Source organism: Acinetobacter pittii, from assembly GCF_034067285.1.
In the GTDB taxonomy this organism is placed as follows: domain Bacteria; phylum Pseudomonadota; class Gammaproteobacteria; order Pseudomonadales; family Moraxellaceae; genus Acinetobacter; species Acinetobacter pittii_E.
Genome location: NZ_CP139286.1, coordinates 1,222,879 through 1,235,908 on the forward strand (window position 1 = coordinate 1,222,879; position 13,030 = coordinate 1,235,908).

Below are 13,030 nucleotides of genomic sequence, written 5' to 3' on the forward strand. Positions count from 1 at the left end.
AAGTAAGGAGACTGCTGATGTTTTTGAATTTACTGATTCTAGACTTATTTATCATGTTGATAAGTTGGTTACTTGCTACCGCAAATGGCCGAGCTGGAATTGTAGATGCCGCATGGAGTTTCTGTCTGGCATTAAACATTATTGTGTCTTCTTTACTCATTTCAGTTGCTCCTGTTGAAGTACGTCTGTTTATTGGTATTTTTAGCGGCTTATGGTTTCTAAGATTATTTTGGCATCTGTTAAGACGTTATCAATCTGAACAAAAAGAAGATGGTCGTTACGCAAACATGCGTCAAGCCATGGGAAAGTTTCAGCATGTTGGCTTCTTTTTATTTTTTATCTTTCAAACACTTTTAGTGTGTTTGTTCTTTTTACCAATGTGGACACTCCTCAATGTAGAAGCAACTGAATGGAGTAGTGGATATAAAGTCACTTTAGTGATTGCAGCTGTAATTATGGCGATTGCTTTCATTGGAGAGCAGCTCGCTGATCAGCAGTTATATAGATTTAAATTAAATCCAGAACATCATGGCAAAACGATGGATCAGGGTTTATGGCGTTACTCACGTCACCCAAATTATTTTTTTGAATGGTTACATTGGTTTACCTATCCAATCATTGGTTTAGCGGCAGGCCAATATTTATTGTGGATTTATCCGTTACTGATGTGGCTGTTTTTATATTACGTCACGGGTATTCCATTTAGTGAAAAACAAGCAATTAAAAGTCGCGGTCAAAATTATCTTGATTATCAACAAAAAACATCAATGTTTATTCCGCGAAAACCCAAAAAATAGGTGCGCATATGGATTTTATTGTTCATCAGTCTTTGAAAATTGTTGAAAGTGGTGTGATTCCAGATCATGCCATTCGAGCTGCAATTCGTGCTTTAAGCAAAAAACGCTTAATTCAAGAAGGCCGTTATGACCCTGAACAAGGGGCACAGCGCTATATGGATGTACTTAATATGTTAAAACGGAGTGAAATCGCCGTTGAAACAGATAAAGCAAACGAGCAGCACTATGAATTACCCACTGAGTTTTTTCAGGCGGTGCTTGGAAAAAGACTCAAATACAGTGCATGTTATTTCCCGACTAAAACAACAACTTTAGATCAGGCAGAGGAACTCGCACTTCAGCTTTATTGTGAAAGAGCACAACTTAAAAATGGTCAACACATTTTAGAGCTAGGCTGTGGCTGGGGTTCTTTAACTTTGTGGATGGCAGAAAACTATCCACGTTCACGGATTACGGCAGTTTCTAACTCTGCTACACAGAAGAAGCATATTCTTGGGCAAGCAAAGTTAAGAGGTTTAAACAATATTGAAGTACTTACCTGTGATGTAAATGTACTTGAACTTGAAAAAGGTCAGTTTGACCGAGTCTTATCGGTTGAAATGTTTGAACATGTTCGTAACTATCAACGTCTTTTTGAAAAAATTCAGGGTTGGTTGAAAGCAGATGGCTTACTCTGGTGCCATATTTTTTGTCATCGCTTTTTACATTATCCTTTTGAAGTGAAATCAGACTATGATTGGATGTCGAAGTATTTCTTTACTGGTGGTTTAATGCCGTCGACTTCAACTTTTTTGCATTTTCAAGAGCATTTAGAGTTGGCTCAACAGTGGCAGTGGACGGGTGAGCACTATATGAGAACGGCAAATGCTTGGCTTGATAACATGGATAACCAAGAAGTCGAAATGAAACCACTGTTTAAAAAAATCTATGGAAAAGATGCCAATATTTGGTGGCAACGCTGGCGTATTTTCTTCATGGCTTGTGCTGAGCTATTCGGTTTTGAGCAAGGACAAGAATGGGTCATTGGTCACTTTTTATTTAAAAAGAGAGCATTGTAATTTCTACAGCCTATCCCGGCGATAAAGATATGATAAGAACTCGAAACGATGGCAAAGCGAGTCATCCATTAGCCCAAATGTTCAATCGATATTATTGGTTGCAGATTGGTCTGATTGCATTATCGATCGTGGTCGGGTTGGCTTGTAGTGCTTGGGTCATTAAAGGCTCTTTACTTAAAACTGCTTTAGAACAGGAAATGGAACATTACTGGTTACGCATAGAACGTAATCCAAATGCTGATCTACCTGATACCAAAAATTTATATGGATATCGGTGGAATACAGAGGTCGCACCTCAACCTTTTAAAGACATGCGTTTAAAAAGTGGTGTGCACCGAGTATTTGTTGATGGTAAAGAACGGATGACGGTCTATGGTGAGCATCACGGTCAGCATGTTCTATTGGTGTTTGGCGAAAGTAATGTCAATAAGCTGATCTGGTTATTTGGACTTGCTCCACTGATGTTCAGTCTATCTGTTTTATATAGCTTTTTATGGTGGTCAAACCGAAGAGCAAGACGCTATTTTTCCCCAATTACGCGTTTAGCGAATGCCTTAGAAAATATTGATTGGGCACATCAAGACACTCAAGCTTCTCCTTTTAAAGATATTAATACCAATGGCAATATGGAAGCAGAATATCTCAAACAAGCCTTGGAAAAATATCATCAGGTTTTAAGCGATTTTATTCGACGCGAAAGAGAATTTACGGGAGATGTGAGCCATGAGTTACGCACTCCGCTCACAATTTTGAAGGGTAATGTGCAACTTTGTCAGGCGAAGTATGGAGAGGATAAAGCCCTAGTTCGACTTCATAATACAATTGAAGATATGCAGTTATTAGTCGACACCTTGCTGGCAATCGCACGTAATACAGTAAAAAGCTTACCGTCTGAAAAGAATTTTTTATCCAGAATTGTGAGGGATTTAGTCGAAAGTTTAGATGCGGTCAGCGAGAGTAAGGGCATACATATTCATATTCAACCCGATCTTTCTGAACAGCCGCGTTGGTTATATCCCTCTATGACACAAATGGTGTTAAGCAATATTTTACGTAATGCGCTGAACTATTCTCAAGGATCACAAATCGACATCATTCAACAAAAAAACAGCCTAATTATTGCAGATAATGGAATTGGAATTTCTTTACCTAACGATGTAAAAGTACAAGAGCTCAGCGATTCACAACTTTCCTTAAAGGCTAAAGGCCATGGAATTGGTTTGCAATTGGTACAAAAGCTTTGCAAACAATTAGGATGGCGAGTTGAGTTGTTTGATCGACAATATTATTTAACTACTCATCCTGAATTGGATTTGGAGCCGACCACGGGTTTAATTGTTGTGGTCTATTTGAGTTAAGTTGCGGAACTATCTAAAGCAATTTTTAAACCGACGCCTGCTACTGTGTGTAATAGTTTAGGGTCAAAAGGTTTATCAACCATTTTTCTCAAATTATAGATATGACTGCGTAACGCATCACTTTCGGGTTCTTCATCGCCCCATAGTTCCATCATCAGTTCTTGTTTGGTCACCACTTTTGGAGACTGGCGCATCAAAATTTTTAATAATTTAAATTGAATGGGGGGTAACTCAATATTATTTCCGGCACGAACCACGGTTTGAGTTGCACTATCAAGAATTAAGTCGTGAATCTGAATTTTATGATGAGTAACTTCACCAGCTGCTCTTTTGATTAATGCACGAATCCGCATCACTAGTTCGTTAAAATCAAAAGGTTTTACCAAATAATCATCTGTGCCAGCAGTAAAGCCTTTAAGTTTGTCATCTAAGGTATCTCTTGCTGTCAGCATAAGAACTGGAATATCAACACCTTGTTCGGTGCGTAGCCAGTTACATAGGTCATAACCAGAGCCATCGGGCAGATTTATGTCGAGCAGTAAAAGGTGATAATGCTGAGATTTAAGAAAAGTCCGTGCAGCATCTAAATTACGCGCATGATCGATGACATAACCATGCACTTCAAGAAATTCGCAGACCGTTGCTGCGAGTTCAAAATGGTCCTCAACCATGAGGATAAAGTGATTACCCATGAGATTTTATTAAGCCATTAATTTAATAATTGTTGTTTTAATTTAGCATTAAACGGTTCGCTACCAAACCAGATTTTAAAATATTGATTTGCATTTGGATTGTCTAAAGAACCGAGCAGCTTCTGGTTTAATTTTAGTTCTAGTTTTTGATTTTCATGTTGATAGTAAAGACTGTAAAGATCTCCACTCTTAATTGGTCGATATAGTTCATTAATATGATTAAGCGGAGATTTTGCATCAAAGCCGCTAACATTTTTCTTCAAAAAGTGGGTTGCTGCGCGTTTAAATGCCCACTCGGGAATATCGCGGTTATAGCTAAACTCCATTTTGATACTTTGGCTTTGCCAATTTTTTAAGCAATCTTCAGCAAAGTAACTGACATTTCCTACTTTTTTACTCGTCACCATTAAAGGTACTGAACTGCATTTTTTTAGTTCAGCCGCATTTGCTTGAGATACGATTAAGATTCCCAGAAATATCAAGATTCGACTTTTTTGAACGGTAATACCCATTTATATACTCCTCCAAATATTGGTAAAGAACGGTAAAGGCCATTCGCCGGATCCCAATAATCTTGCTGGAAAATAATTTTTTGTTGCTCATTAATCTTAATTTGACTAATTCCATAAGAAGCCATGGTTTTTGAGCGGCCTAACATTTTAAAGTCATAGGTCATGTACCAATGAATGTAGGCTGTATCTTGGTGATGAGTTGCACTAATGAGTTTTACAGTGACATTACTCACTCGGGCATTCATACCTTCAAAATGCTTAATCAGATCTTTTTTCTGAGAGAACTGCGAAAGTGTATCGTTGATATAAAGTTGATCAGCGTAAAGATGACTCGCGTTATTCACAAAAGAAGGGGTGCCAAGCGTATTAAATGCGGCAACAAAACGATTGCCAATATCTAGCGCTTGTTGGTCATTTAATTCTATTCCAGTAATTTTTTGTTCGGCTTTGCCGTAATCACCTGAGTAGCTAGGCACACTTTTACACGCTGTTAAACCTGCCAAGGTAATTAGCCCTAGGGCTGTAGTTATAATTTTCATGTCTATATCCGAACCAACTTTATAAGATTAAATTAAAGAGCTGGTCGTGAAGTTTGCGTGAATTCTTGTTTTATGATTTGGGGTTAATGCTGGTTTTTTTGAGGCAAATAGATCTTCACTAACTCAAAGTTTTTTGTAGTAATGTTTTATCTTTTATCAAAGAAATTACAGATCTTTTTTGAAAAAGATAACATCCATATTCATGTAACTAGATGAGTTTGTTTTTTCAAAACCAAGTTTATTTAATAAGTTGTGGGCGGGTAAATTATCTTTTTCTGAAAAAGCGATCACATGCTTAAAGTTTCGATTTTTCATGTCTTCTAGTAATTTAAGTGAAGCTTCAACAATATAGCCTTTATTTCGTTCACTTTTAATAAGTCTAAAACCTAGCTCAGCTTCTGTCTTGCCATCAACCTCACAAGTTTCAAAACCACAATAACCAATAATTTTATGCGTTTGTTTTGAGACGATAGCCATTTTGCCAAAATTATAATTTTTATAATGTTCTAAAATTTCTAAAAATCGACTAGTTGCTACTTCAGTCGATAGGGCACCATAAGGTGAAAAAGCCATAAAATCTTTATCTCGTAAAAACTCGATCACAATAGATAAATTTTCTTCAATAAATGGTTGTAGAATTAAACGTTCTGTCTCTAACATAGAGTTCTCATTGTGATGTATAAGCATGACTAAACTCCCCTTAAATTGACTCTTAACTCACCAATAAATATTGTCTTTATTTTCGCCAGAAATTTGTCTCGTAGCTGCGATGAGCAGTCTCTCTATTATTTTATCAATGGCTAAATAATTTGGAGGAAAGTCTTTTAATGTAATGGTTCCGGTACTTATTTCCCATAAGTCTTCTTTGATTTTAATACTCTGTTTTATTTGTATTGTATTAACTTTATGTTGAAGTAAATCAATACAATCATATATTTGAACTTCTACAAATCCTACTACCTCATTATCTTTTGGTTTTAGCTCAGATAATTCAATATTTAAAGGGAGTAAGAAGATATGCTGAAATTCATTTGCAATATAATTTTCCGCAATATGGCAAGCAGTCTGTCGAATTCCAATAGAGATAAGTTGATTGAATTCTATTTTAATTCCTAACTCTTCCTCACACTCTCTTATTCCTTGTTCAATGGTTTCACCTGCCTCGTAATGCCCACCAACTGAAATATCAATAAAATTTTTTCTATTAAAAGTATAGTTATCAGAATTTTTAAGCTGAAAATAAACATATCGAGTTGATGGGTTATATACAAGACAAGTAAACACCCTATGCCATAGACCTAATTGGTGGGCTAATTTTTTATCAATAATCCCAATGTGTTCATAATTATCATTAAATATATCAATGTTCATATCTTTTTTATCAAGTATAAATTTACTCAAAATATTTTAACTTCATTTAAAGTTTTTAGTATAAAAGCAGCAATTTTATTCTAGCTACACTTTACTCATAAGAGATATAGATAAGTTTTAAATAAATAGAAGGATTCAATAATGAAAACAATCGGCTTATTAGGCGGAATGAGTTGGGAATCTACAGCGCTTTATTATCAGCAAATCAATAAAATGGTTCATCGTAAATTAGGAAAATTGCACTCAGCTAAGGTCATTATTAATAGTGTCGATTTTGAAGAAATAGCAGCCTTACAAGCGAAGGGTTTATGGCAAGAAGCTGGCGCATATTTAGCTGAGCAAGCACAAAATTTAGAAAAAGCAGGGGCAGATTGTATTTTGGTGTGTACTAATACCATGCATAAAGTTGCTGCACAGATTGAAGATTCTATTACGATTCCTTTCTTACATATCGCTGATGCAACTGCAAAAGAAATTTTGAGTCAAAACATTGGTAAAGTTGCACTGTTAGGGACAGCTTTTACAATGGAGCAAGATTTTTATAAAGCCCGATTACAAGATTATGGAATTGATGTCGTTATTCCAAATGAAGCCGACCGAAAGATCGTCCATCGCATCATTTATGAAGAGCTTTGTTTAGGTGTGATCAACCCAGATTCGCAGCAACAGTACATCGCTATTGTAGAAAGGCTCATAGCTGAAGGTGCTGAAGGGATTGTTTTGGGGTGTACTGAAATTTGTATGTTGATTGGTGAGCTTAAATTCTCGGTTCCTTTATTTGATACAACCACTATTCATGCCAAAGAGGCGGTGAGTTTTGCTTTAATTTAAGAATATATAAATTAAATAAATTAGAATGAATAAATTGCTAAGAACTAATTTAAAAATGGAGGATAAATTTTGAAATTTAGATCAAAAATTGATTGGTGGCTTTTGTTAATATTTATTGTTATCACTGCCAATATTGTTATAAAAATTTATGAAGCAAATCATCATTATTCTTTAGCTTCAAATTTTCCGCATCTTATCATTTATAGTTTAGTCATTTTTATTATTTGGCTTCCCATCTTTAATACTTACTATGTGGTAGAAAACGGTACTCTAGTGATTAAAAGCTTGGTATTCCGATGGAAAATTAATATTAATGATATTACCCAAATAGAACCTACTCATAATCCACTTTCATCTCCAGCGCTCTCATTAGATCGACTCAAAATTTATTATATGAAAAATGGAAAAATCGCAACGGTTATGATTTCACCGAAAAATAAAGAAGCTTTTTTGCAAGCGATAAACAAAAGACTCCATTAAAGTTGCTTGTTTAATTGCAGACATAAATTACGCTATTTCCATGACATCAAAAAAGAAATGGTGATAAATCATGATTAAACGTTTTTTACTGCCAGTTTTAGGCACTACGGTTTTAGTTACATTAGCTGGATGCGCTTCATCCTCACAATATCCGATTACTGAGAGTTATGGTCCAGATCCAAAATTACCTGAACCTAAATCAAGTTTGTTTCCCACTGTTAATATTGCACCTGCAGAAGGCTGGCCGAGTGGGGTAATGCCAAAACCCGCGGAAGGTTTAAAGGTAAAAGCATTTGCAAAAGGACTTGAGCATCCGCGCTGGCTTTATGTATTGCCGAATGGCGATGTATTGGTTGCTGAAACGGATGCTCCGCCTAAACCAGAAGATAGCAAAGGCATTAAAGGTAAAATTATGTCTTTTGTGATGAAACGTGCAGGCTCATCCCATCCAAGTGCAAACCGTATTAGCTTACTTCGTGATACTAATGGAGACGGAGTTGCCGATCAGAAAACAGCATTTCTTCAAAACTTAAATTCTCCATTTGGCATGGCATTGGTAGGTAATAACCTATATATCGCCAATACGGATGCGCTTGTACGTTTCCCTTATCAAGAGGGTGAAACTCAAATTACAGCCAGTGGAACCAAAGTATTAGATTTACCGGGCGGTCCTTTAAATCACCATTGGACCAAGAATGTCATTGCTAACGCGGCGGGTACAAAGCTCTACATTACCGTTGGTTCTAACAGTAACGTTGCTGAAAATGGCCTAGATCAAGAAAAAGGCCGTGCACAAATTACAGAGTTTGATATTGCAAGCGGTCAGTCACGTCCATTTGCAACAGGACTGCGTAATCCAAATGGTATGGCTTGGCAACCGCAAAGTGGAAAACTCTGGACTGTTGTTAATGAGCGCGATGAAATTGGTAGTGACTTAGTACCTGACTATATGACGTCAGTCCAAGACGGTGGTTTTTATGGATGGCCATATAGCTATTATGGTCAACATGTAGATGTGCGAGTAAAACCACAAAATCCGGAAATGGTTGCTCGTGCAATTAAACCCGACTATGCACTTGGTAACCATACGGCTTCTTTGGGCCTTGCATTTTATACAGCTGAACTCATGCCACAATTTAGAGGAGGCGCATTGATCGGTCAGCATGGTTCTTGGAACCGTAAGCCTCACAGTGGTTATAAAGTCGTTTTTGTACCATTTAGAAGTGGTCAACCCTCTGGTCCACCACAAGATATCTTGACCGGATTCCTGAGTGATAAAGGCAAAGCGTATGGTCGTCCTGTGGGTGTGGCAATTGATTTTTCAGGTGCCGTATTAGTTGCAGATGATGTAGGCAATACGATTTGGCGCGTTTCACCGGTTGCCGAGACGACTTATGAAGCTCCCATGAAACATGCTATTGGAACCCCGCCAGGCACACCATAAAGTCTATCAAAAATAATTGATTAGCATGGACGGCCTCTAAGCTTTATAGAGGCTCGTCCAAATGGCTATTATTTAATTTTTAAATAATTGAACAAAAAAAATACTAATTGGACTTTATAAGCTAACTTCTCAAAAATGAATATGTGAAAACGATAATGATGTTTAAGGAACAAACACATGAATACACATATTCGAATTGCGGTGGTTGGTGGTGGTATTGCTGGTCTGGCTTTAGCAAGTAATTTAAGTAAACACGCCCATTTAGATGTGCAAATGTTTGAATCTGCACCTCAGTTTTCTGAAATTGGGGCAGGAATTTCTTTTGGTGCTAACGCAGTCAAAGCCATTGAACTGCTAGGTTTAGCCGACGAATATCACGCAATTGCAGATAAAGTATCGGTACCCTTTCAAGACGTTTGGTTTCAATGGCGCAATGGCTACACCGATGAATATTTATCTGCATCTATCGCGACAGATGTAGGGCAGTCATCTGTTCATCGTGCTGATTTTCTAGATGCCATTATTCCTCACATGCCTACGCAAAATGTCCATTTTTCGAAACGGCTAGAAGCAATTGAAGAACAAAATGATCAGGTAATTTTGCATTTTAATGATGGTAGTCAATATGAGTGCGATTATTTAATTGGGGCTGACGGTATCCGCTCTGTGGCTCGCCAATATGTTTTAGCTACTCACGATTTACCACCGGTTCATCCACGTTTCTCAGGAACTTGGGCTTATCGTGGCATTATTTCTCACGCTTCATTTAAAGAAGCTTTGAAGCAAATAAACAGCGATACAGATTTAGCAGATATTCCCCAAATGTTATTGGGCAAAGACAAACATATTTTAACGTTCCCCATTCGTAAGGGGGAGCAAATTAATATCGTTGCTTTCTGCTCAAACCGTGAAGATACGGTACTCCCAGCTGATACACCGTGGACCAAACCTGTAGATAAAGCTCAAATGCTTTCTGATTTTTCAGACTGGAGCGAAAGCTGCCAAACATTACTGGGTTTAATTGAACAACCTACCATTTGGGCTTTACATGAAATTGAAGAACTTTCAACTTATCAAAGTGCCTCTGGTCATGTGATTGTTATGGGGGACGCTGCACATGCGATGTTACCCCATCAAGGTGCAGGAGCAGGACAAGGTCTTGAAGATGCATTAATCCTTGCAGCATTATTGTCGACAAAAAACTTACACGCAGATCAGTTAACCGATGTGTCTTCAATATATGAAAAGCTCCGTTTAAAACGTGCTTGTCGTGTTCAGCAAACTTCTCGTGAATCTGGCGAAATTTATGAGTGTTATTCGACTCAGTACCCAACATTTGCCGAAATTGGTGAACATCTTGAACATCGGTTTGATTGGTTATGGCAACACGATCTAGAACAGGATGTTGCAGAAGCAAAGCGACAATTACATCAATTAAAAATAGCAACGATTTAAATAAATTTTTGTTTTACACGCAATTTGCTAAGGAAAGCAATTATGGAAAAACTAAATGCAAATCAATTGATTGATGACGCAAGATTAACACCATTACATTGGCGTGTGATCTTGCTGAGTGCGCTTATTATTATTTTTGATGGCTACGACTTAGTTATTTATGGTGTTGCATTGCCTAAGCTTATGCAACATTGGCAGTTAGATAGTATGACTGCTGGATTGCTGGGCAGTGTTGCATTATTTGGCATGATGTTTGGTGCCATGATTTTCGGTAGCTTAGCCGATAAATTAGAGTCTTATGGCTTTAGCCGTAAGCGTTTAATTATGCTATGTGTCCTTATTTTTAGTGGTTTTACGGTGTTATGTGGTTTTGCCAACAGCCCCAAAGAGTTTGCCATTTACCGTTTTATTGCTGGCCTTGGTTTGGGCGGAGTAATGCCGAACGTCATTGCTTTAATGACCGAATTCGCCCCAAAGAAATTACGATCAACTTTAGTGTCGCTCATGTTTAGCGGCTATGCGATTGGCGGGATGAGTTCAGCGCTTTTAGGCATGTGGTTGGTTCCTAAGTTTGGTTGGCAAATCATGTTTATTCTGGCGGGCATACCACTCATTTCATTACCTATTATTTGGAAATTTTTACCCGAATCAATTGATTATCTGGTTCGCCAAAAAAAATGGAATGAGGTACGTGATTTACTTAAACAGTTAGCGCCAGAACAAAACATAGCTGATCATACGAGCATCGTATTACATCAAGAAAACCAACGAACTGCGGCTCGACCTTTGGTTGCTCTATTTACCGAGAACCGTGCTTTAGTCACTGTATTTTTCTGGCTGAGTGTATTTATGGCTTTACTCATGGTGTATGCGCTCGGTAACTGGATACCCAAACTCATGGTCGAGGCTGGATATGATTTATCAACCAGTCTTGTTTTTTTACTGGCGCTAAACTTGGGTGGGATGCTGGGTGCAATCGGTGGAGGATACTTTGCTGATCGTTTTCACCTAGGTAAAGTCATTTGTTTACTCTTCTTGGCGGGTGCAATTTCACTTTACTTGCTGAGCTATGCTTTACCTATGGTCATCTTATATCTCTGTGTTGCCATTGCAGGAGCGGCATCTATTGGCGGGCAAATTTTATTGTTAGCTTATATGGCTCAGTTTTATCCTTCACCAATTCGCAGTACCGGCATTGGTATGGCTTTGGGGGTAGGTCGGATTGGGGCGATTTTAGGTCCGATTTTATGCGGCTGGCTTTTAAGTTTGCATCTACCCATTGAATATAATTTTATCGCTCTAGCCATCCCTTGTGTGCTGGCAACCTTAAGTGTTATTGCCATAAGTATTTGCAATCGAACTAAACGCGTAATGCTAAATTCAAGTATATCTCCATAAGAATGAAGCATTTTTTTCCTATAAAAGGAACTAAACTCTAAACAAAGAAGTTAAAGTCTTTGTTTAGAGTATTTAAAGGATCAGAACCATGGATTTAGGTTTGATTAAAGTTTTTGTCTGTATTTATGAGTCTCGGCATATTAGTAAAGCTGCTGATAAATTAAATTTGAGTCAGCCTTCTGTGACTTATAATTTGAATCGTTTACGCCGTCAGTTAAATGATGAGTTGTTTACCCGAAGCCGAGGTGGGGTCGAACCGACAAAAGTTGCGCATGAGCTTTATCCAATTTTTCATCAAGCAATTTTTAATATTGAATCAGCGATCGCTCAAGCACAGGAATTTCGTCCTGAAAATTCAAATAAAACTTTCCGAATCGGACTCTCTGACGCAGGGGAAATTTGTCTTTTGCCTAGTCTTATGGCTTTTTTGCAGAAAACAGCACCCTATATTCAAATTGAGATTGAAGAGATTCAGTCGTCTAAGGTTGAACAGTGGCTTATTGACGGCTTTTTAGATCTAGCCGTATTTAATAGTACGCAGACCATAATGCCTAAAATAGAAACGCGTACTTTATTTGAAGAAAGATATGTATGCATTGCTAGAGCTGACCACCCAAGGCTACAGCAGCAACTGACGTTAGAGCAATATTTGCAAGAAGATCATGTGGCTATCAAATCATCTACAGGACATATCCAAGTTGAGCAATATTTAAAAACAATGGATTTAAAGCGACGAATTCGTTTAGAGGTCCCACATTTTAGTGTTTTACAAGGGGTTGTGCAGAGTTCAGATATGTTGGTGACCTTACCATCGCGAGCAGCTCGGCATTATTTAGCCCATGGTAATGTCCAAATGTTTGAATTACCTTTTGCTATGGATTCTTTTAAAGTGAGCTTGAACTGGTTTAATCGTAGTGATGATATTATTGCCAGAAAATGGCTGATTCAATCTGTCGGTCAAATATTTGAGGTTTTATAAAACTAGTTAATGCTATTTAAAATCTCATTTTCAGTGGAATGGGGAATATTTGAGAATTTAAAGTTCTTTCCAATTTATTATTAAATTTTGATAGCATTCGCGTTATATACAATAAG

General features: G+C 37.5%; 14 protein-coding genes. 9 read left to right on the top strand and 5 right to left on the bottom strand.

All coding sequences use genetic code 11. From position 1 onward, the window contains the following. Positions 1–17: 17 nt before the first annotated feature. From SOI81_RS05770 to colS, 3 genes are read left to right on the top strand one after another with little or no spacing between them, the layout of a single operon-like run. A complete protein-coding gene (locus SOI81_RS05770; protein WP_320541365.1) occupies positions 18–797 on the top strand; it encodes a DUF1295 domain-containing protein in 780 nt (259 codons plus the stop codon). Positions 798–805: 8 nt separating this feature from the next. After that, entirely contained in the window at positions 806–1,855 is a 1,050-nt protein-coding gene (locus tag SOI81_RS05775; RefSeq protein WP_320541366.1) for a cyclopropane-fatty-acyl-phospholipid synthase family protein, read from the top strand. 29 nt (positions 1,856–1,884) lie between these two features. Further along, positions 1,885–3,213 carry a HAMP domain-containing sensor histidine kinase gene (colS, locus tag SOI81_RS05780; RefSeq protein ID WP_320541367.1) on the top strand — a complete coding sequence of 443 codons (1,329 nt, stop codon included), beginning with the start codon at positions 1,885–1,887 and terminating at the stop codon, positions 3,211–3,213. On the opposite strand, the gene cusR is transcribed toward colS, so the two are convergent. The 5 genes from cusR to SOI81_RS05805 all read right to left on the bottom strand — a co-directional run bounded on the left by cusR (position 3,210) and on the right by SOI81_RS05805 (position 6,327). Then, on the bottom strand, positions 3,210–3,905 hold the full coding sequence (cusR, locus tag SOI81_RS05785; protein ID WP_320541368.1) for a response regulator transcription factor: 696 nt from the start codon (positions 3,903–3,905) through the stop codon (positions 3,210–3,212). The genes colS and cusR overlap by 4 nt on opposite strands. A 17-nt stretch (positions 3,906–3,922) precedes the next feature. After that, positions 3,923–4,417, bottom strand: coding sequence for a chalcone isomerase family protein (locus SOI81_RS05790; protein ID WP_320541369.1), 495 nt, complete (start codon positions 4,415–4,417; stop codon positions 3,923–3,925). Next, positions 4,384–4,956, bottom strand: a complete 573-nt coding sequence (locus tag SOI81_RS05795; protein WP_215898288.1) for a nuclear transport factor 2 family protein — start codon at positions 4,954–4,956, stop codon at positions 4,384–4,386. The genes SOI81_RS05790 and SOI81_RS05795 overlap by 34 nt, the downstream gene beginning before the upstream one ends. Before the next feature lie 165 nt (positions 4,957–5,121). Further along, a complete protein-coding gene (locus SOI81_RS05800; RefSeq protein ID WP_320541370.1) occupies positions 5,122–5,616 on the bottom strand; it encodes a GNAT family N-acetyltransferase in 495 nt (164 codons plus the stop codon). Between the two features lie 57 nt (positions 5,617–5,673). Next, on the bottom strand, positions 5,674–6,327 hold the full coding sequence (locus tag SOI81_RS05805) for an NUDIX hydrolase (protein WP_320541371.1): 654 nt from the start codon (positions 6,325–6,327) through the stop codon (positions 5,674–5,676). A gap of 141 nt (positions 6,328–6,468) precedes the next feature. Here SOI81_RS05805 and racD point away from each other — a divergent pair, with 141 nt between their 5' ends. From racD to SOI81_RS05835, 6 genes are all read left to right on the top strand, one after another. Continuing rightward, entirely contained in the window at positions 6,469–7,158 is a 690-nt protein-coding gene (gene racD / locus SOI81_RS05810) for an aspartate/glutamate racemase family protein (protein ID WP_320541372.1), read from the top strand. Positions 7,159–7,227: 69 nt separating this feature from the next. Beyond that, complete coding sequence (locus tag SOI81_RS05815; RefSeq protein WP_016140536.1) at positions 7,228–7,638, top strand: PH domain-containing protein; 411 nt, start codon at positions 7,228–7,230, stop codon at positions 7,636–7,638. A 70-nt stretch (positions 7,639–7,708) separates the two neighbouring features. Continuing rightward, entirely contained in the window at positions 7,709–9,082 is a 1,374-nt protein-coding gene (locus tag SOI81_RS05820) for a sorbosone dehydrogenase family protein (RefSeq protein ID WP_320138953.1), read from the top strand. Between the two features lie 177 nt (positions 9,083–9,259). Then, positions 9,260–10,537 (top strand): salicylate 1-monooxygenase, encoded by a 1,278-nt coding sequence (gene salA, locus SOI81_RS05825; RefSeq protein WP_320541373.1) that lies wholly within the window; start codon positions 9,260–9,262, stop codon positions 10,535–10,537. Between the two features lie 42 nt (positions 10,538–10,579). Next, positions 10,580–11,935 carry an MFS transporter gene (locus SOI81_RS05830; RefSeq protein WP_320541374.1) on the top strand — a complete coding sequence of 452 codons (1,356 nt, stop codon included), beginning with the start codon at positions 10,580–10,582 and terminating at the stop codon, positions 11,933–11,935. 88 nt (positions 11,936–12,023) lie between these two features. Continuing rightward, entirely contained in the window at positions 12,024–12,914 is an 891-nt protein-coding gene (locus SOI81_RS05835) for a LysR family transcriptional regulator (RefSeq protein ID WP_016140540.1), read from the top strand. The last annotated feature ends 116 nt before the right edge of the window (positions 12,915–13,030 follow it).

Excerpts from the sequence above, each read along its gene's own strand:
- SOI81_RS05770 (WP_320541365.1), top strand. The coding sequence starts at position 18 with ATGTTTTTGAATTTACTGATTCTAGACTTATTTATCATGTTGATAAGT.
- SOI81_RS05775 (WP_320541366.1), top strand. The coding sequence starts at position 806 with ATGGATTTTATTGTTCATCAGTCTTTGAAAATTGTTGAAAGTGGTGTG.
- colS (WP_320541367.1), top strand. The coding sequence starts at position 1,885 with ATGATAAGAACTCGAAACGATGGCAAAGCGAGTCATCCATTAGCCCAA.
- cusR (WP_320541368.1), bottom strand. The coding sequence starts at position 3,905 with ATGGGTAATCACTTTATCCTCATGGTTGAGGACCATTTTGAACTCGCA.
- SOI81_RS05790 (WP_320541369.1), bottom strand. The coding sequence starts at position 4,417 with ATGGGTATTACCGTTCAAAAAAGTCGAATCTTGATATTTCTGGGAATC.
- SOI81_RS05795 (WP_215898288.1), bottom strand. The coding sequence starts at position 4,956 with ATGAAAATTATAACTACAGCCCTAGGGCTAATTACCTTGGCAGGTTTA.
- SOI81_RS05800 (WP_320541370.1), bottom strand. The coding sequence starts at position 5,616 with ATGTTAGAGACAGAACGTTTAATTCTACAACCATTTATTGAAGAAAAT.
- SOI81_RS05805 (WP_320541371.1), bottom strand. The coding sequence starts at position 6,327 with ATGAACATTGATATATTTAATGATAATTATGAACACATTGGGATTATT.
- racD (WP_320541372.1), top strand. The coding sequence starts at position 6,469 with ATGAAAACAATCGGCTTATTAGGCGGAATGAGTTGGGAATCTACAGCG.
- SOI81_RS05820 (WP_320138953.1), top strand. The coding sequence starts at position 7,709 with ATGATTAAACGTTTTTTACTGCCAGTTTTAGGCACTACGGTTTTAGTT.
- salA (WP_320541373.1), top strand. The coding sequence starts at position 9,260 with ATGAATACACATATTCGAATTGCGGTGGTTGGTGGTGGTATTGCTGGT.
- SOI81_RS05830 (WP_320541374.1), top strand. The coding sequence starts at position 10,580 with ATGGAAAAACTAAATGCAAATCAATTGATTGATGACGCAAGATTAACA.
- SOI81_RS05835 (WP_016140540.1), top strand. The coding sequence starts at position 12,024 with ATGGATTTAGGTTTGATTAAAGTTTTTGTCTGTATTTATGAGTCTCGG.